Here is a 26,706-nt window from a genome sequence, read left to right as displayed (position 1 = left end):
ATTTCCTGCATCAATTTTTTTATTAAGAGTATAAGAGTAACGGATTATGCAACGTCTACATCGGTATCCACCATTATTAAAAACGTCCGAGCAAGGTTTTTCTCTCATTGAAGCAATGGTTGGTTTTACGATCGCCAGTGCTTTACTCGCTGCGTTGGCTCCTTTTTTACTCATGACAGTTAGTACACGTGTACAAAATTATCGAGCCGAACAAGCCATGCAACTAGCCCAAAGCCAAATTAACCGCATTCAAACGTTGATGACTCAAGGAGTTCCCCAAAGCCAAGAACTTGGCAAAATCCCCCCCCCAGCACCAACAGGAGTCAAGGTTGCTCAAATTGGCCCTCCAACCACTTTGGTAACAAATCCAGTTAATTTGGATTCGCCAACAAAAGCCTTAGCCATTGATTACGACAATGACCAAAACCCAGAATTTATCGTGCAAATGTTCCGAGATCAAGGAATGCGGTTTGCTCAAGGAGTTGCTCAAGATCAACTAGCCGTTTTCCAAGTTGGGATTAGGGTATATGCGGGAGCCGCTAAGGATAATGTAGGTTCTTTAGAAACTCAAGCCGCTTCAATTAACTTAAGCCAAGGATTAGGTCAACAAAAAATTAGACCCTTAGCTGTTCTATATACAGAAGTTAGTCGTAGCGATTTACAACTCTCACTTTCTGCATACAAAGATTATCTTAATCAACAACCATAAGGTAAAGACCCATGCTTTTCAACAAACGGTTTAAAAAACGGACTAAAAACATATCTGGTTTTAGCCTGACTGAAATTTTAATTGGACTTGCCATCTCATCAATGTTAATGGCTACATTGATGTACATCATGGTTGATTTAATGAGCAATAGTCAAAACGATCAAGCTCGTAACGCAACTAATGAAGAGATGAAACAATCTTTAAACTATATGGCTCAGGAGTTACGCGAAGCCACTTACGTTTACACAGGTGAAGAGTTAGAGCAGTCTCGCGTCATACAAAATACAACTATACAGCCCGTTAAAAACTTTTTACCCAATTTTGGAGCCAATACTCGTCCGATAGTTGCTTTTTGGAAAGTAGAATCTGTTCCCTACTCTGATACGAGTGCAACCCTACCCAATAGTTGTACTTCTTTTACAGGCTCAAAAGTTGATGAATGTTCGGCTGTGCGAATCGAGCAACGTGCTTATACCCTTGTGGTCTATATCCAATCAACCAATAATACTAATAACAATTGGAAAGGAGATTCTAGGATTTTTCGCTATCAATTGCGTAAATACAGCAATCCGACGAATTTAACTCAAGAAACAGGTTATGTTGATCCAATGATTAACAGTACTTTTCAGCAATGGCCCTATAATCTTAACCTTGTTTCCGCACAAGCATCATTACCCACTACTACCAATAGTAATCTAATTCCCTTAACCGATTTCGCCGCCTCCCCAACTTTTGCCAATTCATCGACAACCACTCTCGATGATCATAACTGCCCCACCACTCAAGAAAACGGTCAATTTCTTTACAAACCATCACCTTACGGAGTCACCCCTACTGGAGGAAGTACAAACTATAAACCCACTAATGCTAAAAGCTTTTTTGCTTGTGTACGTGATGCTAGTGTCAATTCGGCTCAAGGATTTAACCAAGATGTATTTCTTTATTTAAGAGGTAACACTAAAGGTAAACCCAGTGTCGAAAAAGATGAAATGTTAGGAATGCTTCAAGTTCAAGCTATTAGTCGGGGTGTCGTCAGAAAAACCGTTGCAGATTAAAGGAAAAAAATGAAAAAAAATAAGTTTGTACATCAATTTGAGCAAGGAACTAGCTTGATCGAAATATTAGTTGCTGTGATGATCATTGGGATTATGGCAGCCCTCGCATTACCAAATTGGTTTAATTATGTCAATGAACAAAGATTAAATCAAGCGAATGAAGCTACTGAAACGTTACTTAGAACTGCACAAAATCGTGCTAAACAAGAAGCACAAGCTTTTAACGTCGAGTTCCGCATGAGTAATAACATTCCACAGGCAAGTATGTATCGTAATAATGGTAGTGCTACAGACTGTTGGACTTATTTGAATAGTATTGGTAATCAAAGAAGTACACGAGATAATTGCTTAAATCTTGCAGAAGCTAATCGGATCACTTTATCTACTTCTTATGGCAATCGCATTACTTTTACTGATACTGGGAGTATTGCGCCTACTAGCCAATTACAACCTAATGAAAATCTGTCTTTTACCTTAACTGGAATCCCTAATACACCCTATAGATGTATTAGAATTAAAACCTTATTAGGTGCGATAGATAAAGGAAAAGATAGTACGGAATGTCAGTAAACTTAGCCTAAATATTTTGAATTTCATCAATTTAATAGCTTAAGTTCAAATTTTATTAAATGATCTTAATCAATTTCTGCTACAAAATTAAAGCTATAATTTCTGGTAGAAATAATTATTTTTCTATCTAATTTATTAAACATATGCTAATCAGCCAAAATTTAAGTTTAGAAGAATTTCTGAAATTCCCAGAGACTAAACCCGCAAGCGAATACATTAACGGAGAAATCATTCAAAAACCGATGCCACAAGGAAAACACAGTAGATTACAAGGAAAATTAGTGACAAACATTAATGCAAAAACCGAAATTCCTAAAATAGCCTATGCCTTTCCTGAATTGCGGTGTACTTTTGGAGGGCGTTCAATTGTGCCAGATGTCACGGTATTTGTTTGGGATAGAATTCCTGTTGATGAAGAAGGCAATATTGAGAATACTTTTAGAACTTATCCATATTGGACAATTGAAATCCTTTCTCCTGATCAAAGTATCACTAAAGTCATACGTAATATATTACATTGTCTGGAATATGGAACTCGTTTGGGATGGTTAATCGATCCTGAACAAAAATCAGTAATTACTTTTCCTGCTCAACAACAACCGCAATTTTTAGACAGTCCTGAACAAGTTTTACCCGTTTTAGATTTAATTCCTGACTTAGAAATAACAATTAATGACTTATTTAGTTGGCTCAAATTATAGTTAAATTCTACTTCTTTTGTGACTGCGATAATAACTAACAGCAATGGTCACAACAGTAATAGGAATAACAAAAAAGGTCATGACTTGACTAAACATAGGAAGTTGCTCGTGATTAGTCGATTGCAAAATTAAGTAGGCAGTATAAACGCAATAGTAAAATAAAAATAAAATTCCTTCCCAACGAGAAATAGACTGACCCGATGAGAAAATGGGTAAACAAGCGATCGCCACAGCAATCATTACAGGGATATCAAACCTTAAAGCCGCCTCCGATACATTAACTCCATTCGCTGAAACCGCAGCCGACAAACCCAAAACCGCCAAAATATTAAAAATATTACTACCAACCACATTACCGACAGCAATATCCTGTTCCCCTTTCCTACTTGCCACCACTGAACTCGCTAACTCAGGTAAAGACGTTCCCGCAGCAACAATCGTTAAACCAATCACCAAATCACTAACCCCTAAAACTTGAGCAATTTGGATCGAACTATCAATAAGAAAGTCGGAACCTAAAACCAATAAAACTAAACCGACTAAAATCAAACCCACATTAATCATTAGTTGTTTGGGTGTGAGTCGTTGTCTAGCATTTCCATTTTCTACATCTCTCAAAGCACTTGCGACAGCTTGTCTGCGTCCTTCATAAATCTGGAAAGCCGTATAAAGCACCGCTAAAATAAATAAAATAATTCCATCAACGCGGCTAATTTTACCATCGGCACCAAACACCAAAGCCAAAACTGATACCCCAACCATAATCGGCACATCAAGCCGAATTAACTGATTAGCGACCATCATCGGGGCAATCAAAGCCGTTATCCCTAAAATTGCTAAAACATTAAAAATATTACTGCCGACTACATTTCCTAATGCAATATCCGCATTACCCTCTAAACCCGATTGAATACTCACAGCCATTTCTGGGGAACTGGTGCCATAAGCAACGATCGTTAGTCCGACAATTAAAGGCGCAATTCCCATACGAGTCGCTACATCTGACGCGCCACGAACTAAAAGCTCTGCCCCCACTACCAGTAAAACCAGACCCGCTAAAAGTAGAAGAAGTACAGTAATGCTCATAGAGAGGAAAATAGGATAATTCACCTTTCTAAGCTTACCTTGAATTAAGCATATTTTTAATCGCTTGGGTGAGTAAGAATTAAATTAATCCGATAAACGTTGATCGCGAACATCATGCAACTTTCCTTTCTCGGTGTATATTTAATGGTGGCTGCGTATAAAAAATGAAGTAACGGTGAAATATTTTTTCTTGTCAGAAGGCTGGATTGTTGGACGTGTTTGGGAGTTTGGCGGACTATGGGATACCAACGCATGGCGACGTCAACCAAAAATTCAGCGTTTAAAATTAGGCATTGTAGAACGTGAGGAAATTCTCTGGCTATACGAAGTTGAGGAAGCAGTACTCATGTTAGAAGTCAAACCAGGGAATCAAGTAGCCGATTCAGTTCCCACCATCGGCCAAGTTGTTCTAAGAAGGCTGATGAGTGCTGATCAAGTGATTGAACGCTTAAGAGATGCCGATCAAGTGATGAAAAATGATACTGACCCAATTATCTCAGGTGGCACACCTTGAAATCCGCTCTAATATATAGTTACACTTCTTTAAATAAATTTCCTTTTCAAGAGATAATGTAAAGTGATTAAGTCTTTTCTCTCATGGTGGGATGAGTTAATCTTAATTACTTATCACTTCTGCGTTCAAAAGCGTCTAAATTAGATCTTGATTGTCACTTAGGAGGAGCGTAGTCAATGGGACTACCTTGGTATCGAGTTCACACAGTTGTTCTGAATGACCCAGGACGGCTCATCTCTGTTCACCTAATGCACACCGCTTTAGTAGCAGGTTGGGCTGGTTCGATGGCTCTTTATGAGCTGCTATTTTTGATCCGAGTGATCCAGTATTAAACCCCATGTGGCGGCAAGGAATGTTCGTGCTGCCCTTTATGGCTCGTCTCGGAGTGACGGGTTCTTGGGGTGGCTGGAGTGTCACAGGTGAAAATAACGTTGACCCCGGTTTTTGGTCTTTTGAGGGCGTTGCTGCTGCTCACATTGTTTTATCTGGTTTATTATTCCTAGCGGCCGTTTGGCACTGGGTTTATTGGGATTTGGAACTTTTTACCGATCCCCGTACTGGCGAACCTGCTTTAGATTTACCCAAAATGTTTGGGATTCACCTGTTCTTATCTGGTCTACTTTGCTTCGGTTTCGGTGCTTTCCACTTAACCGGACTTTGGGGGCCTGGGATGTGGGTTTCTGATCCCTATGGTTTAACGGGCCATGTTGAAGCAGTGGCACCATCATGGGGGCCAGAAGGCTTTGATCCCTTTAATCCAGGTGGGGTGGTCGCACACCACATCGCGGCGGGAATTGTTGGAATTATCGCGGGTTTATTCCATTTAACGGTTAGACCTCCCGAACGGCTTTATAAAGCTTTAAGAATGGGTAATATTGAAACCGTTTTATCGAGTAGTATTGCGGCTGTGTTCTTTGCGGCTTTTGTTGTTGCTGGCACCATGTGGTATGGCAACGCAACGACTCCTATCGAACTCTTTGGCCCGACCCGTTATCAGTGGGATAGTGGTTACTTCCAACAAGAGATTCAACGTCGTGTTGATGCCAATGTTGCTGCTGGCAATAGCGTCGCCCAAGCTTGGGAAAAAATTCCAGAAAAGCTTGCTTTCTTTGATTATGTTGGTAATAGCCCCGCTAAAGGTGGTTTATTCCGCGTTGGCATGATGGATAGCGGTGACGGAATCGCTAAATCTTGGTTAGGACACCCCATCTTTAAGGATAAAGAAGGGCGTGAATTATCCGTACGTCGGATGCCGAACTTCTTTGAAACTTTCCCCGTTGTTCTCACTGATGCTGAAGGTGTTGTCCGTGCGGATGTTCCCTTCCGTCGTGCTGAATCTAAACTCAGCTTTGAGCAAACTGGTTTATCTGCAACCTTCTACGGTGGTCAGTTAGATGGCCAAACCTTTACTGAACCTGGTGCAGTTAAACAAATTGCTCGTCGCGCTCAGTTGGGCGAAGCGTTTGATTTTGACCGTGAAACCCTCAAATCTGATGGGGTATTCCGTACCAGTCCTCGCGGTTGGTTTACGTTTGGTCATGCTTGTTTTGCTCTGTTGTTCTTCTTTGGTCATATTTGGCATGGTTCACGTACTCTGTACCGTGACGTATTTGCTGGTATCGATCCCGAACTTGGCGAACAAATTGAGTTTGGTTTATTCCAAAAATTAGGTGACGTAACCACACGTAAAGAAGGCTAATTTAAGCTAATAAATACGTCTTGAGCGAGAGATATACTCTCGCTTTTTATTGAGAAAATCTGCCCAAAGCTAGAGGATTTTACCCACTTTTTAAGCGTTATTATTTAGGTAAGCAGTAACAAAATTGACTTTATAAGAAAGATAGTTACGTTATGCTTTAACCATTATTTTGAAATAAAAGCTGGAGACTTATGTCAGATTCAAGTACACAGATTTGTCCAGTATGTGGTGTCAAGATTCAAAAAATGATAGGTAGCGATCGCGTTGTTTTTGCACACGGGCCAGCTGGAACTCGCGCTAAACTTTGGGCCAGAGTTTGTAAATTTGTTGATAATTCTCAATGTATTAATCAAGATGAAAAAGCGATCGGGGCTGTTACCACTACGGATTACTATAAACCGCTTGCATAAAATTTTTAGGTGAGCAGTCGCATTGCTCACCCGATCGCTTAAGGATTAATAACTCCTAAAACAGTCATCACTAAATTATTCTGACCATCATTAATCACTTCGTGTATTTCTTTCGGCTCAACGACGACACAAGTTCCTTGCGTTAAAGGATAATCTTCACCGTTAATCCGAATTGTTCCATCTCCAGATTCAATATAAAATACTTCATACATCGTTTCATGAGCATGAGCGAGAGCAACTTGACCTGGTGTAAAAACTGCTTGTGAAAAATTAGTTATATTTGGTAATTCATGTGGGGTTAACATTACCCTTTTTTTAATTTCAGGGTTATGTGAGACTGATTGTTCTGGAAGTTCATTTAATGTCGTCAGTTTCATAGAATTCTAGCTTCTAAATAATCTTGTATAAAGTGTTTCGTGTTGCATACTGGCTAAAGATAATCCCCATCCCCAACCTCTTAAATCTTCGTCTTTTAATTCTAAAATCTCTTGTGAAACTTGAATTAAAGTGTCTTGTATATATATTAAGATTTTCTGTCCATCAGTCTGTCCTAAAGGAATTAAACGGAGTCCTGCATTTACTAAATTACTTGACCAACTTTGTAAGTACCCTAATAATAATTCTTGACGCGAAATGTTCCAGATTGCTCCCGCAATTCCAAAAACAACAGCATAATTACAGTTAGGATAAAGTTTTATTGAAATGGGTTTAATTTCGGGTTGCAATTCATTAAATAATTTGAGTAAAGATTGACCCATCTGCCAACTTTGATTTCTTAATTCTTGAGTTTCTCTAGTCGCTGATAGCCATTGATTCCATTTTATTAAACTCTCTAGCTCATTGTTTATAAAATAGTCATATGCGCGTAGCATTACGGCTGATTCTACTCTGATTGACCCATATTTTAATGACTGAATAAGCCAGTTTTGTAAGGTTTCTTTATGAATAATGATTTGTTGAGTGACTAGCGTTTCTAGTCCTTCTGAATAACTATATGCTCCAACTGGTAAAGTAGGGCTAGTTAACTGAAGTAAATAAAGTAATTGTTTAGAACTCATTAACGTTTATGATTTAATCGGTAGGGGTTTATAACATTGAAAATGTTGATAACCATAACCGTTGATATACTTTTTGTTCTCTAAGTTTTCTTCACAGCCTTGTAACTGTAATTTTCCTTCAAAGTTATCTCTAAATTTATCAGTACAGTTAATCGCCCAAACGTCCACAGAAAAATTAATTTTACTCAATAAATTTTGTAGATTAGATTGTACTTTATTTAAAGAATCATCAGGCATTAAATAAAAAGAAATTTTTTCAGTCATCGAAGCTTTTTCTAATTCTCTAGCAATACCCATCATTTCACCAACTTGTACTAAACTTCTATAAGGAGTTGCAATTAAAATCGGTTCTGAAGAATTTTGCTGCATAACTTCAACAAATTGATTAGGTAGATAATATTTACGGTATCCTAAATTGTAACTAACTGTTAATGAGCTTAAAAAACCCATTATTAAAATAATAATAACCGCCTGTCTTCCTGTTTTAATCTGTAAAAAATTCTTTTTAATTATATTTTTTTTCCATAAGATGGCTAAAATAACACCCATTAAAGCTATGACCGCAGGAAAATAAGTAAAATTATAGCGGGCGGCTTTAGTAATATCAAGAGTGAGAACATAGGTAATAAATAAAAATAGAAAATTAGCACTAATAAAAAATCCACCCAAACCCACTAAACCCAATCTATAATCAGTCTGCCATGCTTTTTTAAAAATTTGAATAAAAAGCGGAATTGCCCAAATAAAAAATATGAGCATTCCCAAAGCAGATAGAATAACAATTACTAAAGAATTCGCTTCAATTGGCAAAAGTGAAATCATAACAATCCAACCGACAATTAATTGAACAATTGGACTAATAAAACTTAAAAAATCAGTTACATAATGAACTAACCAATAAATCATACCTTTACCATAATCTCTAGGAACAACTGTCAAAAACCAAACCGCGGCCGTCGAGAGTGTACCTAAGCCAACAATTCCAACTCGTAGCCAATTATTGAAATAAAAATTTTTGCTTTTAATTTGATAAACTAAAAAACCAAATAGGGTTAATAAGATAGCACCTAATGTAATACTAAAAAAGTAATGTGTAGCTAAACCTAAACTATTAATAATAATCCAGCCCATTACTAAACCAATAGCTATTAATCTTCGCTCGTATAAATGCCATATTGCACTGATTAAACAACAAAGAGTAGCAATAACAAATAAAACACCTAGTGTATAATGTCGGGCTTCTTGTGCTAGATAAATTCCATAAGGTGATACAGTCATCATTGCTGCTGAAAATTGACCTGCTAGTGCTGAACGAAAGGCAATTTTACCCAATAAATAACTCAAAGGAATAGCTAAAACTCCAAACAAAGCAGGAAGCGACCGCATAGCAAATAAAGAAACATATTCCCCATCTGTCGGAAACAATTTTACCCACCAATGACATAAGATAAAATATAAAGGCGGATGATTATCTTCTTTAACAATCAAAGAAATAACATCATTAATCGTAGCGTTTGAATTGATTTTCAGAGGTTGTAAAAGAGTTTCAACTGAAAAGAGTTGATTGATAGGAACCGATTTAAAATCATTGCCTAAACTGAAAACCATCGTAGCAAATTCGTCTGTCCAAGGAGGTTTTGCGGTTAGTTGCGTAAATCGAATGATGAAGCCAATAATCATCCAAATACCGACTAAGATTAAAATCTGTTTTCTGCTAAAGTTAGATTTATCAAATTCAAAACGTAGCAAACTTTTCTCCTTAAATTTTGTGACAACATCATCAACTAAAGTATACAATTATAAAAACTTTTGAGAATGTCTCAAATAATTTCCCTAACTTTAACACCACAATACACTTTACTAAAAAAAACGATGAAGGAAAAAGTAGTTAGACATTTATGGCTTTTGCCAAGCATTTTCATCTGTTTGGCGTTAGATGTGATGACCCCTGTACTAGCTAACGAAGAACAAGTACAAGATGCTGATCCTACAATAGTAGCGGGTTGCGCTTTTTTAGGCAGTGTCGAGGGGGGTTCTTTTTGGGGAGGCGGTTTATTTGCTGAACATGGTCGGAATTCTGCTAAAAAAGATGCTAGAGGGGATGCGGCGAAATTAGGTGCTACTCATATTGTCTGGGATGTATAGACGGAGGGGGTTACGGTAGAACAGGATCAGCGAGTGCTAGGGCTTATGATTGTAACAAAAGACAAGAAACAGTATCAACTAATTCTGCTTCCGCCACACCTGCGATGATTTCCATTTGTGCAGGTACGCCCGTACCAGAAGGTTATCTGAAAATGAATGATGAATAGAGTCCGAATCGTTGCGGAAATCCGACGACACTCAGTTACAATGTTTGGAGTTTGGTTAAGTATGTGGATGTTTCTCCAGGCAAGACGATAGAAGTGTGTGCCGATGCGCCGACTCCAGAGGGTTTTGTCATTACTGATACGCAATGGAACCCGACACGCTGCGGTTATCCCAAAAATAAAGCGGATAATGTTAAGGTCATTCAAAGAATTCCTTAAACAAGAACTGACCTGCTAATCTAGATAAGGGAATCAATAAAGGTTAACAATTGTGGCGTTTAAGATTGGATTACTGGGTTTAGGAACCGTCGGAACTGGAGTCGCTAAGATTTTACTCGATCCAGTGGGCCGAAATCCACTTGTTAAAGAGATTAACATTCATCGGGTAGGAGTTAAATCGCTTGCTAAAACCCGTGACGTTCCTTTATCATCTGACTTATTCACCACTACTCTAGAAGAAATTGTCACCGATCCAGAGATTGATATTGTTGTAGAATTACTCGGTGGATTGGAACCATCACGAACCCTAATTTTAAAAGCCATTCAGAACGGAAAACACATCGTTACCGCCAATAAAGCCGTTATAGCACGTTATGGTGAAGAAATTTATACGGCAGCCAATGAAGCGGGTGTTTATGTGTTATTGGAAGGAGCAGTGGGTGGCGGTATTCCCGTGATTAAACCCCTAAAACAGTCCCTTGGCGCAAACCGCATTAATAGTATTATCGGCATCGTCAACGGAACAACTAACTATATTCTGACCCAAATGACTCAAAATTCGGCGAATTTTGACGAGGTTTTAGCCGAAGCGCAACAATTAGGTTATGCTGAAGCTGATCCGACTGCGGATGTAGATGGACTCGATGCAGCAGATAAAATTGCTATTCTCGCGTCATTGGGATTTGGTGGACGTGTTAAGCGCGAAGATGTTTACTGTGAAGGCATCTCTTCAGTAAGTGCAGTTGATATTAACTATGCCGATCGCTTAGGCTTTAATATTAAGTTACTTGCTATTGCCAGAGGTTCTCAAGGTGACGCATCAGATACCCTAGAATTGAGAGTACATCCGACATTCGTGCCAAAAACACACCCATTAGCCAGTATTAACGGGGTGTATAATGCGATTTTAGTAGAAGGCGAACCCCTTGGACAAGTCATGTTTTTTGGTCGTGGGGCAGGTGAAGGCCCGACGGCAAGTGCTGTGGTTTCTGATATTATGAATATTGCGGCAATCCTCGAAAGTGGTGGCAATGGTAAAATTTTAGATCCGCTTTTGACCTGTACCCATCAACATTATTGTAAATTGACCCCTATTGAAGCACTTCAGACCCGTTTTTATGCTCGTTTCTTGTGTCAAGATGTTCCTGGGGTAATTGGACATTTAGGCACGAGTTTCGGGAAACATCATGTTAGTCTAGAATCGGTTGTACAAGTTGGTTTTCAAGATAATTTAGCTGAAATTGTCGTGGTGACCCATAATGTTAAAGAAGGCAATTTCCGTCAAGCCCTCATGGAAATTAAAAGTTTAGAGGCGATTCATAGTATTCCCAGTATTTTGAGAGTGCTTTAAGAACGCATGATGAAGGGTTTAAAAGTATTGCGACGCGGATGTCTAGTCGGGCTGTTCTTAATGAGTATAGCTCAATCAGGTTTAGCACAGTCGGGCTTTCCTCAGCCTCAAATAAAACCAAATAGACCTCTTTGTCCATCTCCTGTTCTTTCTCGTCTCAAACGACACAAAATTATAGCGGGTGAAACAGTACAAAGTATCGCGCAACAATACAATCTTTTACCTGAAACCTTATTACGACTTAATCCGATTCTGAAACAAAAAACAGTACCCGTCGGAAAAGAAATTCTGATTCCTCCATTTAATGGTATTCGCATACAAGCCCCAAAAGGCGCAACTTGGAGGGATATTGGAGAAGCCTATGGAATTAGTTCAGATGTATTGTTTGAACTGAATGGCTGTGCTAAAACACCGAATATTGTGTTTATTCCAGGGACAAATTGGAGTAGTAGCAGCAAAAAAGATTATTTGGGATTGAGTGGCTATCCTTTGCCGTTTGTGGCACCGATTGGCTTAAAATACGGTTGGCAACCGAGTCCAATTGGGCAACAACGTTTATTTCACAGTGGTGTGGATTTATTAGCGGATGTAGGTACACCTGTTCTAGCCGCTGAAGGCGGAGAGGTGGTCTTTGTTGGGCAAGAAGGGGCTTATGGTATTCTCATTGTGATTAATCATCCAAGCGATCGTCAAACCCGTTATGCTCATTTAAGTAAAGTCAACGTTAAAATGGGTCAATTTGTGCAAACAGGCGATGTAATTGGTGCAGTGGGAACAACAGGTGAACCTGATATTTCATCTCCTCATCTCCATTTTGAAGTTCGTACTAAATTATCGGTTGGTTGGGTTGCTCAAGATGCCGAAATTCATTTTCTTTCCCAACCCAAATCAAAATAAAGCAAGAATTTCATCAGAATTTCATAGGATTGTCACAAGCATCTGATTAAATGATGTAAACTCATTCGGTACACCGCCCTTCGGATTAATTAGCGATTTGACTTCTCTAAAAAAGCCAAGGTCTGGTATGATATAATGCTGGTCATGAAAAATGGTATCAATTTATACCATGTTTTATGGAATCACCTAACAGTAGGAAGGTAAATCAACCGAATTACTTTAGATTAAAATTCACATCGTCAAGTTAGACAATTTGTCAGGAAGATCACATGGAGGCTCAACAAGAACAATTACTGCTGCAATTTCTAAACCGTGAGATGGATATCCCTTCCCCGTCTCTAGAACGCGCTGTACGTCAATGTGATGCGGCGGCAGGTTCATTACCGATCATCTTGTGGCAGTATGGATTTATTAATATTCATCAGTTACAGCAGGTTTTTGAGTGGCTAGAAACCAACTAGCAGCAATTATTGAAAAAGCTCTGCTTATTTTCTTAATATTTTAACCAAGCTGATAAATCTCGATTAATCAAATCTTGTAATTTTAAAATATCATCTCGATAGTAATTTACTAAAAGTTTTCGGTCTTCAGCACTTAAAGGAACTTGCTTTTTATCTATGGAATTAACTTCTAGTAGCTGATTCCGAATATTTTGTCTGATTTCAAGTGGTAAAAACATTTTTAGGGTATTCGCTGCGGCTGTTCTAATTGGATTATCAGTTCGCAATAGATTATTAACAGCTTGATTTTTAGGAAGTTTACCTTGTTGCGCTTTGTAAGACATATCAGGATAGAAGGTAGGATCTACCCCTAAAAATTCATACATACCTTGCATAAATTGAATCGGAGCCTGACATAAATCTTCATATAAGTAAACTTTAACTTGTTCTGAGCCAAATTTGTCAATAAAGTGTTTTAGAGGTTGGTAATATAGACCTTTTAAAAGAGTATAAGATGTCTGGGAGCTAGTTTTAAGCTGTTCTACTAAAGTTTTACCACCATATTTAGCATCTCGGATGTGCATCAGATAATCAGAATATGCTCTTTCTGATGGATCTCGAATAATTGCTATTAATTTGGCATTAGGTAAATGTTGGTGAATTAACTCCAAAGAACTTTGATAATGAAATAGGTAATTAGGAGAAGCTTCACCAATGGCAATTTCATCCTGAACACCTTCAAACAATTGGGTATACTGCTCAAAAGTGGTTATTCTTTTATGCTGGCTTGAAGTTTCATTCAATTGACTATCCTTCGATATATTTGTCCAAAAGTTTGTTTCTTTAATTGGACTCATATAAACTTGAGGATGCTGTCTAAGATAGCCATAAATAGAACTTGTTCCAGCTTTTTGAACACCAATAATTAGAAAATTTGGGAGTTTCATTGCTATCGATTTTATAGATGAAGACGACTAGCCATGAATGTTAACATAATGCTTTCTAAAATTGATTGGTGATTCAAATCAAATTTAAATACATTTAAAAATGTTTTTAAAATCAAAAAAATTAGATTCGTGATAAAGCAGTTATTTTTGCAAGTTTATCTTTTTCTAATCCCTCTAAATCCTCTTGATGCAACCATCCTTCTTTGAGTAAGTCAGCGAAAACGAAAAGAAGCACAGAATAGCGAAAATCATATTTACCATCGATTTGATGTCTTCTCGCGCTTAAGAAGTCGTGTAAATTCCAGACATCATCAATTTTTTTGATGGCATGGCTTTGTACTTGAACATATTCGATTAAAGTCATTAGTTCACGCTCATAAGCTCTATTAAAAGCTTGATGTGCTATTTCTTTTTCCGTTTCTGACCAGATTAGTTCGCTCACTTGCATGGTTATAAATAGTTATATTAAGCTTAAACTTTGTTTATCTTAGCATAACTTAACAAATTACTCATAATTTTTCTCATCATAAATAATGAAGGGTTTGGAAACCAAACCCCTACTGGCAAATCAATGATTAAGGGTTTGGCAATCAAACCCCTACCAGTTTTTAACGAACAAAGTTTAATAATTCTTTAGGAGAAGCCAGTAAATCGATGGCGACAAAGAAAATTTTACCTTCGGGATTGAGTAAAAATCTCCAAGCCATATTCATTCCAACACCTGCACCAAACCAAGGCGTTTGGACTTTACCCGTGACTTTGATTTGAGTAAAGCCATCTTGTGCGGGTTCAGAAACTCCTTTCTCTGGCAATAATTTAAGATTTTGACATTCTTCTTTAAAAAAGCGCATTACAGCATCTTTCCCAACAATCGGTCTTTGGAAGGGAGGTTGTAACGCTCCATCGGGTGTAAATAGATTAATGAGTGCGTCAAAGTCGTTAGCGTTTAAGTTATCCATATAACTTAAAATGGTAGGATTAGTAAGACCTTCGATCGTGACTTTGGTACGCTGTGACATATCTTGGGGAGGTGCAACAGGCTCGGCGACTCTGGTGTAGTTACCCATTTTACTTGTATCAAAGCCCATATCAACGACACAATTGCGTAGAACAGTGATTTGCTGACCTGATTCAAGTTTTTTAATCGCTTCAAGAACGGCAGAAGCATTAGCGGAAAGCTGATAACCTTTAGGAATAGGGGCAACGCTACCATCTTCCATCCATTGTCCTAGCTGATACCAAAAACCCAGTTTAATATTCGCTGACCAAGTAGCATAGGTTCTACAGATGGGGGTATCTGCACGGTTGGTGAGATCACACATCACCTGCGATTGTTGCAGAGGTGTCATGGCACGGACTTCATTCATGGTTTGTTCTGCAAATACCATACTAGCAGCACCAGGAGCCGCGATCGTAATCGTTTTACCCATTTCTAGATAGGCAAACCAAATTAAGGCCAATTGGTCTTCTGCACTAAGCTGACTGAAACGGGCGATGGTTGCAGGCACGGCATCTGCGGATAATGTATTCGGAAAGATGTTACGAGCCGAATCAATCGTAAATGGCATAAATGAACCTTTGTAAACTTTAGTTACAGAATATCATGTTTTGTAAAGAAATGGGATATGCTGAAAGATTTTGTTTTTGCACTTCTAGTATAATTTTTTTAAATGAGAATTTTTAGATAGCCTATTCTCAATGGCTTTGACAAGTTTTTCATTTGTCCAATTTGCGTAAAGATAGGCTGCGATCGCGCATCCCCCTGCTCCTACCCCTTCCTTTACAAATCCGCGCTCATATGCTAATAGCTGAGGGTAATTTGATTGAGCAAAATTCAGTTGTGTAGCGAGTAAAGGAACTGTTTTCAGTTGTTCGGCTAAACCGACTGTATCACCAGTGGGGTCTTCTGCGACCCATCGTGTTGTGCCTACTACAATATTTTCCCAGTTCACAGGATAATTAAGAGCTTGTATCAACGCATAAACAGCGAGCATTTGGGTACCACCCGCTAAGAGAACACCGACTGACTGACTTGCTGTCATAGCCATTCCAGCCGCGACAACTTGCATCGGATCACCGACAGATGCTACTAATTCGAGAGGATGAGAAAATTTTGCTTTCTGTAACCCTTTTTGGACAATTAACCATTTTTGCTGATGATTACATTGTGGATGACTACTATTGACTTTTCCGTGTGCTGCAATTCCTAACCCCGTGAGGAGACTTAAAGCAGTCGTCGTTCCCCCAACCACACATTCACCAATGATTAAATAACTGTTTTTTGCATTTTGGGCTAATTTTTCACCCCATTCCTTTCCCTGACTAAAAAGATGTTCGACGATATTTAAAGGTAAAGCTTGCCCTGTCGATAAGCAACGCGCCGCTATTCCCTGTAAATCGATATGGGGAACAGCAGGAGGGATAAATAAACCAGAATTAAATAAATATACAGGAATATTGAATGATTCAATAACTGCACGAGAAATATAAACAGGAGATGCACCCACCGTCAGAGGAGGTAATGGGTAAGTTGGGTGAGGTTGGGTACCATTAATTAGGAATTCTGCATCAGCTAATGCAGTATACTTGCGATCGTCTGGTGTAGCACCCGCAGCCGAAATACCAGCAATCAAACCCGTTTCCGTAAAGCCCAAAATACAAGCAAATATCGGTAAACACCCTTGATATCGTTTTAACCAAGCTTGTCCAGTTGGAAACTGCGTATAAACTTCAATCATGAATTAAATTCATCTAAAACCCCAAGAGACGCCCGCTTACAAGGAAGAGAAGCGGTGGGAGGAATGGGAGTGAGTCGAGCGTGCAAGAGTGCTACCCTTGCGAACAATTTTAACTTTTGAAACATATTTTTCAGGTTGAATTTACTAGAATGTGAGAGTTGTTGAATCAAGTGTTGTAAATGACTGAACGCGCCTATAAACACAGGTTTTACCCAACGCCCGAACAAGAAGAACTCTTGACAAGGACAATGGGGTGTGTTCGTTTGGTTTACAACAAGGCTTTGGCGGCTCGTACCGAGGGGTGGTATCAGCGATAAGAGAGAGTAGGGTATAGCGAAACCTCCTCGATGTTGACTCTTTGGAAAAAAGAGCCTGAGCTTTCTTTTTTGAACGAGGTTAGTTGTGTGCCACTTCAGCAAACGTTGCGCCATTTGAGCAAAGCGTTTGAAAACTTCTGGGCTAAACGAGCTAAATATCCCAATTTTAAAAAGAAAAGAAATGGGGGAAATGCTGAGTTTACCCGTTCGGCTTTTAAATTGAATATCAGAGAGTGGGAATGTCCAGAATGCAGGACAATCCACGACCGAGATATCAATGCCAGCCGTAAGATTTTGGCCGTAGGGCTTGCGGTGACAGTCTGTGGAGCGAACATAAGACCTGATAGACATAGCTCTAAAGGGCAGTTGCAAAAAACCCGTAAGGGAAGGAAACAGAAACCCAAATAGTGATGTTTGGGAATCCCCCGCTATAGCGCAAGGTAACGAGTGTTTAGCGGCGGGAGGATGTCAATCATAATCTAACAAAGCTTGTACCCATTGAGGAGGGCGAGGTATCGGATTTCCTAAACGGTCTAGTACCAATAATGCCACCAAGTGAACGGTAAATAAATACAATAAACTATTTAAGAAAATCGTACTAACCGCTAACACTTGAATCAGTTCAAAACTTGGTATAGCCAGCAAACCTAACTTTAGAAAAATCCATTCCGCTAATTCTGTGATTTGTGTAATCACGAATGTCCAGAGATCCTCGCCTAAAAGGATGGAAAATAACCAAAATCGGAAGAATAAGCCAAAAGCACCTAAGATAGCCCCTGTAAGAATCGAAAATAACCAAGGTGCGCCCCGTCGCCAACATACCCCTAATTGAACACCCATTAAACCATAGGGCATCAAAAAAACAATGCTACGAGTCGGCCCCATTAATACAGATAATAACAGTCCAGAAACGATCGCACTCATCCAAGATGCACGATTTCCCCAACGTAGATATACTAAAGCAATGGGTATCGGAAAGAAAATCCGCAATAGTGGCCCAATAGGAAAATAATAATTAATTAACCAAATAAGACTAGCCGTACTCGCTAAAAAAGCCGTTTCGACCATCACGAGGGTTGTTGTTCTTCGTGGTGAAACTTTTTGTGGAGGTTGTTTAGGAGAGATAGAAGTCATTGGGGAGGATGTTTCATCTTCTCCTGCATCAACCCAATTAGAATCATCTTTAGAGAAAGAGCGAGCATCAATAGGGTCATTCATCAAAAGATTTGTTCAAAAATCAGAAAGTTTGATCTTAACAGTTTTTTGTAGTTCTCTAGACAATAACGCGCTCTAGAGCAATCATATCTGGGATACAAAGAATATCTTGAGTTCGACTAATCAATTCTTTTCGTTCCAGTTTAGTCAATGACCTTGTAACGGTTTCTCGCGCTAACCCACTAATACTACTAAGTTCTCGATGGGGTAAGTTCGGAATTTCTAGACCTTTGATTCCTTTTTTGCCTTGTCCCTCTGCTAAGAATAACAAAGTGTCTACCACCCTTGATAAACTGTCTGCTTCTCGTAAACGTAAGCGACGGTTTAACTGACGTAACCGTTTAGCCATCAGTTGTGCCAAACGGATACCCGCTAGAGGTTCGATATTTAAAAAATTGACAAAATCTTGTGCAGGAATACTACTAATTGTCGTTGTAGTTAGAGTAATAGCATCGGTTGAACGAGGAACTTCTTCAAGTGCGGCCATTTCGCCGATAATTTCCCCTTTACCGACAATATTTAGGGTTACTTCTTTTCCATCAACATTATGAGTCCGAATTTTGACCCATCCTTCAACAATAAAATATACTGAACCACCCCAGTCATTTTCGAGTAGGATGACTCGGTTAGCGGGATGAGAACGAGAGACCGCATTAGTAGTAACTTGACTTAAAATTTCTTCAGATAAGCCTTTAAACAAAGGCGTAGCGTCAATTAACTCTTGTATTTCTTGTTCTTTATTGTGGGATTCGTACAAATGTTTCATAAACTTAGCAAGAGATGGGGGATGCTTTGGCTAGGATAATTAAGACCATCTCTATCGTTAGAATACACAGTTAGCCGAGGAAAATTAACATAAAGCTCTAGAGAAATTTACGCAAATTCACGAATTAAAGACGCTAGGGTTTAGTTTTAAAAACCTCAAAGGGCAATACTCGCATTTCAAGAGTAACAGGTTTCTTGTTTTGTTCCGTTAAAAATTTTTCTAATTGCGTCACATCTCCTTTAGAGATAGCATCTTTTGGAGCAGTAACGCTTAAGGAAACTGAAATATTGTCTTTTTGTTGATCTACATAAATATCTTGAGCATCAATTTGAGTCACCCAAACTTTCTCCTGAGCGTAAACTGTAGCAAATTGATTGATTTGTTGAAAAACTTTGTTAGTTAATAAAAATTCCTGCAAGCGATAGTTTAAAGGTAGAGATACAAGGATAGCGGTAATTAAGGTAATCAACAATCCCAGAAGAGATTTGCGTAAAACACCATATTTTTCTAAAACAAAAATAGTACCAGCAGAGAGAATAATGCCCGCTAAGTTAGTTAAAAAAAGTAAAAAAGCTCCTGTTGGAATATCTAAACTATCATTTAAGCGGCGATTTAAAGTAATATCAACAATTGCATTATTTCCTAATGCTAAACCAATCCCAACAACACACAAAGGTGGTACTAAAGCTACTGCGATCGCAACACCAGGTAAAGCATTAGAAATGTTACGATTAGAAAGGGCTAATCCTGCTGCCGAGCCTGAAGCAATAGCAACTCCTAAGTCGATTAGGTTAGGGGCAGTTCGTCCAACAATTTCTGAACCAACTACTTTTGATCCGACTAATTCACTCAGTAAATAAGCGAGCAAAATAACGACAACTATTCCAGTCGAAAGTGTAAAGAGAGACTGTTTAAGTAAATTTTTCTTACCTGTAATAATCCCATAGGCTAAACTAACAATAGGATTCATTAAAGGTGCAACAATCATTGCACCAATGATCGTAGCTGCATTATTTCCCAAAAGCCCAAAAGTTGCAATAGTAGTAGCTAAAGCTAATAGAGAATAAAAACTTACTGAAGCTAATGAGTTTTCTTCTAAAACATGAGCTAATTCACCAGCAGATAAAAGTTGATTGTTTATTTTTTGTGTCTGTTCGATCATGTTACATATTATAATATTAAACAAAAGACTGATTATTTATATTCTAACTTCGCTCATCAAATTTTAAGAGCTTTTATTTTAAAGAATTGTTTCGCTAGAATTTTTAATCTAAGTTAAAAGAATAAAATATTAATATAATAAAAAAATAAAATAAAGAAACTGCATCCACAAATCTAGACTTGTGGCTAATTTTTCTTGTCCTGATTCACTAAAATTGAGACTGATAACCGTCTGTCCTAAAGCAAAACAAATCATTAGCATTGAAGCAATAACAAACTTATCAGCACCCGTCAAATAAGAAATACAAAGAATTGCACTGGCTAAATTAGATTGACAAGTAATAATACTAATAATTGTGACAACAGATTAAATAATTTGAGGAACAATTAAAGTCGGACGCATCCAAAAAACTAAATAAGGCATAAAATACAATTCATATCTGCCTGAACTTACATTATTTTATTGATTAGATTTCTTCTCTATTTCCTGTTGCCAAACTTTTAATAAATTTTTGACAGCTTGTTCCCAACTATAATTAATTATACTTTCTTTACTTTTAATTCCCATTGTGTGACGTAAATCAGAATTATCTATCAATAACTTTAGTTTCTCAATAAAATCATCAGCATCACTTGAATTGTATAAAAATCCGTTTTCACCATCTTTAAAACTATTGATAAAACCACCTGCACGAGGTGCAATAACGGGAATTCCAGCAGCAAACGATTCTAATACGGTTAGTCCAGTCGTTTCTTTTTCTGAAGTTGTTACATGAAGATCACTATTAACTAAAAGTTCTGGAACATGATCAGGAGAGATTCGACCTAATAAGTAAGCATTTGAAGTAATTTGTTTGAATTTAGACGTAATTTCTTCTCGCATCTCTCCATCACCAGCAATAATTAAAGCCAAATTAGAACAATCTAACTTTGTTAAAGCATTTAGTGTAAACCTCCAATTTTTATCGGGAGATAAACGTCCCAAGAAAATCAGTTTAACTTTATTTTCAATATCTGAAATATTATATTTATTCTGCCAAAATTTCTTATCTCGAACAACTGAAGCAAATCGACGAGTATCTATTCCTAAAAACTGACCATAAATAATATTGTTGACTCCTGTTTTAGCTAAATCATCAGCCGTAATTCGACTAGAAACTAAAGTAGCATCATAAGCATTATAAATTCCTTTTCGATGACGTTTCATCACCAATTGCAAACCCTTGATTAAAATAGATGGAATTGGTAAATAATCATCCATATATTCAACAAAATTGGTATGGAAAAAGCTAACACATGGAATACCAACTCGTTTAGAATAATCAATTCCAGAAACTTTGAAAAATCCTAACCATAAACGTTCAGGTTCATCGACATGAATAATATCGGGTTGAAATTTTTCTAATTCTTGTAAAATAATTTGATAGGATGACTGACTGACATTTTGTTCAAAATCTAAACCAACAAATGATGTACTTGGAAGATTAATAACTTTAACATTTGAGTAAATTTCGCCTGTATAATCTTGCCAATTTGGATAAACTTGAGCTAAAGGTTGATAGTCGGGACAGAATAATAAAACCTGATGATTATATTCGCTCAATTTTTGTAGTCGATAAAGTTGAGTCACGGTCACCCCATCAACTACAGGAAGAAAACCAGAACTAATGATTGCAATTTTCATAAAAATAACCGCCGTATTTTTCCTCTAGCCAGCGTAAAATATCTTCTAAGATGTGTTTTCGGATTAAAATAGCGTTTGAGAATTGAAGTCAGATCCGTTGCTGCATTTTGGGGAGAATGCCACTCACTAATCATATCTAAACTACCATCGAGATACTTGGTTTTACACAAATGACGCTGAATTTTTCCACTAGACGTTTTGGGGATACTTCCCGTTTTGATTAAAACAAAAGCATAAAGATTGACAAAATGTTTATCAAAAACAGCCCATCGAACCAACTCAATCAAATCATCAATCACAATAGACTGTCGATAGGTTCGTTCTACTTCTTGTACAATAACGAGTTTATTTTCTCCCTCGATTTCCACACCTATAGCCGCGCTACAATTTTTTCTAAATGCAGGATGAGAGTTTTCTACAGTCTCCTCGATATGTTGGGGATAGTGATTAAAACCCCAAAATAACAATACATCATAAAGACGACCTGTAATAAATAACTCACCCCCCTGTAAAAAGCCTAAATCACCTGTCCGTAAAAATGGCCCTTCGGCTGTATCTTTGGTGTAAGCATGGAACGTATTGGCAGTTTTTTCGGGGTCATTCCAGTAACCTTTTCCTAAACCTAAACCCGATACCCAAATTTCTCCAACTTGATTTTCTGTTCTACGATTTAATGTATCTGGATCTACAATAATAATCTGTTCATCTAACCAAGCTTGTCCACATCCGACCATCACGCGATAACCTTTCTTTTCTTGGTTTGTCGTGATAACTTTGTTTTCTTCTAAAGCAGCTTCATTGACGTATTTAATAATAGGTAACTCCGTCTTTTGTCCCCCCGATATCAATAACGTTGCTTCGGCCATTCCATAACACGGATAAAAAGCCTCTCGACGGAACCCACAAGGCGAAAAAAATTCGTAAAATCGATTCATCGTCTCCACTCGTATCGGTTCGGCACCAGAGAAAGCCACATCCCAACTGCTAAGATCAAGATCATCTCGTTGTTCTGGTGTGACATGACGACACAACAAGTCAAACGCGAAATTCGGTGCGCCACTGGTAGTAGCTTTGTACTGAGAAATAGCTTGTAACCAGCGAATCGGTTTTTGAATAAAAGCAACAGGTGACATGAAAATTGAAGGACGACCCACATACAACGCTTGAATCACTTTGCCAATGAGTCCCATATCATGGAATAAAGGTAGCCATCCCACACCCACCGATGTTTCATTGTGACCAAAAGCGAGTTTAAGCATCTGTTGATTGTGCATAATACAATCATGGGTAATCATGACACCTTTCGGCTGTCCCGTTGAACCCGAAGTATATTGTAAAAAAGCCAGCGTATCAGGACTAATATCGGGATGTGTCCAGTTTGAAGCAGTTTCTAGAGATAAATCATCGGTTACGAACCAGTTAAGATCAGGTGTAGTGAGTTGATTTTGTAATTTAGATAGTAAACTTTTTTCAGTGAGGATAACCTTGGCCCCCGAAGAAGCGAGACGGAGTTGTAGGTCATAATAAGCATGACGGTTCATGGGAGGATGACAGGGAACTGCAATAATTCCCGCATACAAACACCCCATAAATGCGCCAATAAATTCTAAACCTGATTCATAGGGATAGATAATAACGGCTGTTGAACCAGAATGAGTCAATGATTTAAGTTGAACAGCGATCGCTCTTGCTTTTCGATCCAATTCATGATATGTAATTGCTGCTTTTTCGGTTTCCCCATCTTGTAGAAAACGATAAGCTATTTGTTCGGCTTGGGAGAGCGCCCTGTAGCGTAACAAATTAACTAAATTAGAATAGTGAGTTATGGATTGGTTCATGAAATGCGATCGCGATTGATTCGTCAAAACTAAGATTTATTATTAAATAAGATACGTCGCTTTTTTCAAGATTTTTCAGCCTTCAAACTTTTCACAAACGTATTGACAATGTAAATACATTTCTTTTATACTTACGAAGTATGGACGTGTATTTCGTGCTAAACAGTATTACTTTTGTCTGAAATGAAGAAAAAGCAAGAGTTAATCCGATCAAACATGATGGAGTAACATTTCAACAAGCGACGGAAGCATTTTTTGATCCCTTTCTAGTTGTCGTTGATGCTAGTCGCAATAGTGAAACAAGAGATGCAGTAATTGGTATAGATAGTCGATGGAATCTGCTTTATGTAGTTCACATTGAGCGTGAAGATGAGACAATCCGAATTATTTCAGCCCGTAAAGCAACGACGAATGAGCGAGAAGATTATGAAATATGAAACACTGAAAAAGAGATTAGATAAAAACCGTCCAATGACGAGTATCACAATTCGTATTCCTGAAGATGTGTTAGAAGACCTTAAGCAACTTGCACCATTACTCGGTTTTTCTGGATATCAACCCTTAATTCGTGCTTATATTGGTCAAGGATTGCGTAAAGATTTAGAACGAATGGAAAGCCAAACAGTAACCGCTTTAATTGCTAATTTAAAACGACGAGGGGTCAGTGAGGAAATCATTGAAGAAGCGTTGAGTGAGATTGTTCACAATTAGCTTGAGCCTGTTCTTGCGCCCTGTAGCAAAGAAGATCGACTAAATTGGAATAGTGAGCTAAGGATTGGTTCATGAAATGCGATCGCTTCGATTTATCAAAACTAAGGTTTATTATCAAATAAGATACATCGCTTTTTTCAAGATTTTTCAGCCTTCAAACTTTTTACAAACGCATTAAGACATTTAGCAATTAACTTATATCTGGACTTTATCAGTTATAGGTCGAACTGCTTGAACCGATCAAGTGAAATTCTTGATAATCTATAATTAGAGTTTTTTGAGGTTGGATGGAACCAACAGAAAATCAACTGAGGCAACTTTACGAACTGATACAAGCCAATTGGCAACAAAGTGGACTGCTCTAGGATTTTGCTCCAGACCCCAATAGTTTTTACTCTGGATGTTACTTGGCTATTTTCGGTACTCCACTTAATTCATCAGATTGGCAACTGACGAAGGCTTATTACATTTACCCTGATGTTCTTTTTTAGATGAGGACGATTTTTCGGGAGGCAATTAATGATGAGTGAATCGAATTTCGAGCAGATGAGTCGTGATGAGTTAGCGCATTATATCGTGTCTCATCGAGATACCCCAGATGGTGTAGAGGCCAGAAGAATATATATCCGTCGCATGGCAGAAAAAGCTCAAAAACAGGGTATTGAGCTACATAATCCGACTACGCAATTAACCAATGAATAAACTTCTTACTCAAGAAGTCAGTGAAAAAATCATTGAAGAAGCGTTGAGTGAGATTGTTCACTATTTGTTCTGCTTGTTCTTGCGCCCTGTAGCAAAGAAGATCGACTAAATTGGAAGAGTGAGCGTATGGTGGGTTCATGAAGTGTGATCGTTGATTTAAAAAAAACTAAAATTGATGATAGAACAAGATCGATAATTTAATCCAGTTAACCTTCTTCATAATCACTATCAATTTCGATATCTAAAGTATCTTCATCAACTCGAATATACAGAATATTGGGACGACAACACACTTGACAATCTTCGATATAAGATTGTTCGTATCCCCCACTAATATCGACAAAAGTTGTATTGATTTCGCCACAAAAAGCGCAAGAATAATCGGATGTTGTTTGCATAATTGTTATTTAAGAGTGAAAAAAGATCCCGCGATCAGGCGGAATCCTTATTGTAGAACTTCAATTTTAACTTAGAGAAATTAACGAGCTTGTCCATGTAAATGATCCATCCGAATCGGTTTGATAAAATACAAACCAATTAGATTTACAGCGTTAGAAACATATAAAGGAAGCTTACGGAGGAATTTCACAGGTTTCGGGCTAGAAGAAGCATCGATCGCCCGTAATTGCTCATTATTGGTGACACAAGTTTCTAAAGATTTGTAGAACTTAGGATGCTTAACATCTATCATTACAGGAAAAACTCGTGCTGCGGTTTCGTTGGTTTTCTCGATGACGTGTTTATCATATTCACGCGCATCTAAACCTAAAGATTTATAAAAGTCAGAACGTTGTAAATCATTGAGATACATCGTCGCAAAAACCGATAAGAGGAAGAAACGACACCAAAGTCTAGCTTTCCAATCATTGAGAATATCGGGTTGCGCTTTCATCACAGCGTCAAAGAAGTCACCGTGACGGTTTTCATCTTGACACCAATTTTCAAAGAAGCGGAAAATCGGATAGATTCGATCTTCGGGATGTTTTTCTAAATGACGGTAAATCGTGATATAACGCCAATAACCAATCTTTTCAGATAAATAAGTCGCGTAGAAGATAAATTTAGGTTTAAAGAACGTATATTTACGACTCTTGGTTAAAAATCCTAAATCCAAAGATAAATTAAAGTCAGACAGTGCTTTATTGAGAAAACCAGCATGACGCGCTTCATCACGAGACATCAGGTTAAAACACTCAGCCAAAAGAGGACTTTTATCCTTTAACCGTCTTCCTAATTCTTTGTAGAGTAAAAATCCAGAAAATTCGGCTGTACAGGATCTTTCCAGAAATTCGACAAATAAAGCGCGAGTTTCCCCGTCGATATGATCCCAAGATTGATTAAATTCCTCATCCCGTACAAAATGATGACGGTTATAATCAATCCGAAACTCTTCTAAAATGGCTTTTAATTCGTCTTCATTGACGGAAATATCCATCTTAGCCATCGCTTCAAAGTCTGTAGTGTAAAAGCGAGGGGTTAGAATGGTTTCTTTAGATGGGACTTTGATACCGGGGCGAAGTTCCTCAAATTCTGGTTTTTTGAGTGTGTTTACCATATTTTTAAAAGGATTTTTAGGTTGATTGTGCGACCTTTATGGATCGTATAGTGA

The 26,706-nt window shown here is 38.0% G+C and carries 29 protein-coding genes and 2 pseudogenes; 16 read left to right on the top strand and 15 right to left on the bottom strand.

Annotated elements, in window-relative coordinates:
• The first annotated feature begins 46 nt into the window (after nt 1-46).
• The 4 genes from CFPU101_RS01210 to CFPU101_RS01195 all read left to right on the top strand — a co-directional run bounded on the left by CFPU101_RS01210 (nt 47) and on the right by CFPU101_RS01195 (nt 3,035).
• Nucleotides 47-709, top strand: coding sequence for a prepilin-type N-terminal cleavage/methylation domain-containing protein (locus CFPU101_RS01210; RefSeq protein ID WP_206813512.1), 663 nt, complete (start codon nt 47-49; stop codon nt 707-709).
• 11 nt (nt 710-720) lie between these two features.
• On the top strand, nt 721-1,764 hold the full coding sequence (locus CFPU101_RS01205; RefSeq protein ID WP_206813511.1) for a type II secretion system protein J: 1,044 nt from the start codon (nt 721-723) through the stop codon (nt 1,762-1,764).
• 9 nt (nt 1,765-1,773) lie between these two features.
• Nucleotides 1,774-2,334, top strand: a complete 561-nt coding sequence (locus CFPU101_RS01200) for a prepilin-type N-terminal cleavage/methylation domain-containing protein (RefSeq protein ID WP_206813510.1) — start codon at nt 1,774-1,776, stop codon at nt 2,332-2,334.
• 143 nt (nt 2,335-2,477) lie between these two features.
• Entirely contained in the window at nt 2,478-3,035 is a 558-nt protein-coding gene (locus CFPU101_RS01195; protein WP_206813509.1) for a Uma2 family endonuclease, read from the top strand.
• On the opposite strand, the gene CFPU101_RS01190 is transcribed toward CFPU101_RS01195, so the two are convergent.
• Entirely contained in the window at nt 3,036-4,121 is a 1,086-nt protein-coding gene (locus CFPU101_RS01190) for a calcium/sodium antiporter (RefSeq protein ID WP_206813508.1), read from the bottom strand.
• A 175-nt stretch (nt 4,122-4,296) separates the two neighbouring features.
• Between CFPU101_RS01190 and CFPU101_RS01185 the strand changes: the two genes are divergently transcribed.
• The 3 genes and pseudogenes from CFPU101_RS01185 (at nt 4,297) to CFPU101_RS01175 (ending at nt 6,744) form a co-directional block, all read left to right on the top strand.
• A complete protein-coding gene (locus CFPU101_RS01185; RefSeq protein WP_206813507.1) occupies nt 4,297-4,635 on the top strand; it encodes a hypothetical protein in 339 nt (112 codons plus the stop codon).
• A 176-nt stretch (nt 4,636-4,811) separates the two neighbouring features.
• Nucleotides 4,812-6,334 (top strand): annotated as a pseudogene (psbB, locus tag CFPU101_RS01180) (photosystem II chlorophyll-binding protein CP47).
• Between the two features lie 191 nt (nt 6,335-6,525).
• Nucleotides 6,526-6,744 carry a hypothetical protein gene (locus tag CFPU101_RS01175; protein ID WP_206813506.1) on the top strand — a complete coding sequence of 73 codons (219 nt, stop codon included), beginning with the start codon at nt 6,526-6,528 and terminating at the stop codon, nt 6,742-6,744.
• Between the two features lie 38 nt (nt 6,745-6,782).
• Here the strand turns inward: CFPU101_RS01175 and CFPU101_RS01170 are convergent, their stop codons facing one another.
• The 3 genes from CFPU101_RS01170 to CFPU101_RS01160 are packed head-to-tail and all read right to left on the bottom strand — an operon-like array spanning nt 6,783 to nt 9,551.
• Entirely contained in the window at nt 6,783-7,121 is a 339-nt protein-coding gene (locus CFPU101_RS01170) for a cupin domain-containing protein (RefSeq protein WP_206813505.1), read from the bottom strand.
• 6 nt (nt 7,122-7,127) lie between these two features.
• On the bottom strand, nt 7,128-7,802 hold the full coding sequence (locus CFPU101_RS01165) for an urease accessory protein UreF (protein WP_206813504.1): 675 nt from the start codon (nt 7,800-7,802) through the stop codon (nt 7,128-7,130).
• Nucleotides 7,803-7,808: 6 nt separating this feature from the next.
• Entirely contained in the window at nt 7,809-9,551 is a 1,743-nt protein-coding gene (locus CFPU101_RS01160; protein ID WP_242577706.1) for a glycosyltransferase family 39 protein, read from the bottom strand.
• Between the two features lie 66 nt (nt 9,552-9,617).
• On the opposite strand from CFPU101_RS01160, the gene CFPU101_RS01155 reads away from it, so the two are divergent.
• From CFPU101_RS01155 to CFPU101_RS01135, 5 genes are all read left to right on the top strand, one after another.
• Nucleotides 9,618-9,947 (top strand): hypothetical protein, encoded by a 330-nt coding sequence (locus tag CFPU101_RS01155; protein WP_206813503.1) that lies wholly within the window; start codon nt 9,618-9,620, stop codon nt 9,945-9,947.
• Between the two features lie 230 nt (nt 9,948-10,177).
• On the top strand, nt 10,178-10,330 hold the full coding sequence (locus CFPU101_RS01150; protein WP_206813502.1) for a hypothetical protein: 153 nt from the start codon (nt 10,178-10,180) through the stop codon (nt 10,328-10,330).
• A gap of 52 nt (nt 10,331-10,382) precedes the next feature.
• Nucleotides 10,383-11,681 (top strand): homoserine dehydrogenase, encoded by a 1,299-nt coding sequence (locus CFPU101_RS01145; protein WP_206813501.1) that lies wholly within the window; start codon nt 10,383-10,385, stop codon nt 11,679-11,681.
• Between the two features lie 6 nt (nt 11,682-11,687).
• Complete coding sequence (locus CFPU101_RS01140; protein WP_242577705.1) at nt 11,688-12,578, top strand: M23 family metallopeptidase; 891 nt, start codon at nt 11,688-11,690, stop codon at nt 12,576-12,578.
• 269 nt (nt 12,579-12,847) lie between these two features.
• Nucleotides 12,848-13,039: a DUF2949 domain-containing protein gene (locus CFPU101_RS01135; protein ID WP_206813500.1), complete on the top strand. Its 192-nt coding sequence runs from the start codon at nt 12,848-12,850 to the stop codon at nt 13,037-13,039.
• A 32-nt stretch (nt 13,040-13,071) separates the two neighbouring features.
• On the opposite strand, the gene CFPU101_RS01130 is transcribed toward CFPU101_RS01135, so the two are convergent.
• The 4 genes from CFPU101_RS01130 to cobT form a co-directional block, all read right to left on the bottom strand.
• Nucleotides 13,072-13,965, bottom strand: a complete 894-nt coding sequence (locus CFPU101_RS01130; protein WP_206813499.1) for a sulfotransferase — start codon at nt 13,963-13,965, stop codon at nt 13,072-13,074.
• Nucleotides 13,966-14,086: 121 nt separating this feature from the next.
• Complete coding sequence (locus tag CFPU101_RS01125) at nt 14,087-14,413, bottom strand: hypothetical protein (RefSeq protein WP_206813498.1); 327 nt, start codon at nt 14,411-14,413, stop codon at nt 14,087-14,089.
• Nucleotides 14,414-14,573: 160 nt separating this feature from the next.
• The gene (locus CFPU101_RS01120; protein ID WP_206813497.1) at nt 14,574-15,533 is read right to left on the bottom strand and encodes an orange carotenoid-binding protein; all 960 of its coding nucleotides are present in this window, start codon (nt 15,531-15,533) and stop codon (nt 14,574-14,576) included.
• Between the two features lie 84 nt (nt 15,534-15,617).
• Nucleotides 15,618-16,703 carry a nicotinate mononucleotide-dependent phosphoribosyltransferase CobT gene (gene cobT / locus CFPU101_RS01115; RefSeq protein WP_206813496.1) on the bottom strand — a complete coding sequence of 362 codons (1,086 nt, stop codon included), beginning with the start codon at nt 16,701-16,703 and terminating at the stop codon, nt 15,618-15,620.
• A gap of 179 nt (nt 16,704-16,882) precedes the next feature.
• Here cobT and CFPU101_RS01110 point away from each other — a divergent pair.
• A pseudogene (locus CFPU101_RS01110) lies at nt 16,883-17,314 on the top strand (helix-turn-helix domain-containing protein); the annotation flags it as partial.
• Between the two features lie 174 nt (nt 17,315-17,488).
• On the opposite strand, the gene CFPU101_RS01105 reads toward CFPU101_RS01110, so the two are convergent.
• The 5 genes from CFPU101_RS01105 to CFPU101_RS01085 form a co-directional block, all read right to left on the bottom strand.
• Nucleotides 17,489-18,154 (bottom strand): DUF2232 domain-containing protein, encoded by a 666-nt coding sequence (locus tag CFPU101_RS01105; RefSeq protein ID WP_374191922.1) that lies wholly within the window; start codon nt 18,152-18,154, stop codon nt 17,489-17,491.
• 139 nt (nt 18,155-18,293) lie between these two features.
• Nucleotides 18,294-19,001 (bottom strand): Crp/Fnr family transcriptional regulator, encoded by a 708-nt coding sequence (locus tag CFPU101_RS01100; protein WP_206813494.1) that lies wholly within the window; start codon nt 18,999-19,001, stop codon nt 18,294-18,296.
• 133 nt (nt 19,002-19,134) lie between these two features.
• On the bottom strand, nt 19,135-20,163 hold the full coding sequence (locus CFPU101_RS01095) for a DUF389 domain-containing protein (protein ID WP_206813493.1): 1,029 nt from the start codon (nt 20,161-20,163) through the stop codon (nt 19,135-19,137).
• A gap of 459 nt (nt 20,164-20,622) precedes the next feature.
• Nucleotides 20,623-21,846, bottom strand: coding sequence for a glycosyltransferase (locus CFPU101_RS01090; RefSeq protein WP_206813492.1), 1,224 nt, complete (start codon nt 21,844-21,846; stop codon nt 20,623-20,625).
• On the bottom strand, nt 21,843-23,684 hold the full coding sequence (locus CFPU101_RS01085) for a fatty acyl-AMP ligase (protein ID WP_206813491.1): 1,842 nt from the start codon (nt 23,682-23,684) through the stop codon (nt 21,843-21,845). The genes CFPU101_RS01090 and CFPU101_RS01085 overlap by 4 nt, the downstream gene beginning before the upstream one ends.
• A gap of 209 nt (nt 23,685-23,893) precedes the next feature.
• Between CFPU101_RS01085 and CFPU101_RS01080 the strand changes: the two genes are divergently transcribed.
• From CFPU101_RS01080 to CFPU101_RS01070, 3 genes are all read left to right on the top strand, one after another.
• Nucleotides 23,894-24,121 carry a BrnT family toxin gene (locus CFPU101_RS01080; RefSeq protein WP_242577728.1) on the top strand — a complete coding sequence of 76 codons (228 nt, stop codon included), beginning with the start codon at nt 23,894-23,896 and terminating at the stop codon, nt 24,119-24,121.
• Nucleotides 24,111-24,395 (top strand): hypothetical protein, encoded by a 285-nt coding sequence (locus CFPU101_RS01075; protein WP_206813490.1) that lies wholly within the window; start codon nt 24,111-24,113, stop codon nt 24,393-24,395. Before CFPU101_RS01080 ends, CFPU101_RS01075 begins: the two co-directional genes overlap by 11 nt.
• 519 nt (nt 24,396-24,914) lie before the next feature.
• Nucleotides 24,915-25,097 carry a hypothetical protein gene (locus tag CFPU101_RS01070; protein ID WP_206813489.1) on the top strand — a complete coding sequence of 61 codons (183 nt, stop codon included), beginning with the start codon at nt 24,915-24,917 and terminating at the stop codon, nt 25,095-25,097.
• Between the two features lie 206 nt (nt 25,098-25,303).
• On the opposite strand, the gene CFPU101_RS01065 is transcribed toward CFPU101_RS01070, so the two are convergent.
• Together CFPU101_RS01065 and acsF are read right to left on the bottom strand one after the other, a co-directional pair.
• On the bottom strand, nt 25,304-25,495 hold the full coding sequence (locus CFPU101_RS01065) for a CPXCG motif-containing cysteine-rich protein (RefSeq protein ID WP_206813488.1): 192 nt from the start codon (nt 25,493-25,495) through the stop codon (nt 25,304-25,306).
• An 80-nt stretch (nt 25,496-25,575) separates the two neighbouring features.
• On the bottom strand, nt 25,576-26,652 hold the full coding sequence (gene acsF / locus CFPU101_RS01060; protein ID WP_206813487.1) for a magnesium-protoporphyrin IX monomethyl ester (oxidative) cyclase: 1,077 nt from the start codon (nt 26,650-26,652) through the stop codon (nt 25,576-25,578).
• Nucleotides 26,653-26,706 lie beyond the last annotated feature (54 nt).

The organism is Chroococcus sp. FPU101 (assembly GCF_017312365.1).
Lineage (GTDB): Bacteria > Cyanobacteriota > Cyanobacteriia > Cyanobacteriales > Microcystaceae > Chroococcus.
Note: the sequence above shows the minus strand (reverse complement) of the source record. Positions and strands in the feature narration are given on the sequence as shown.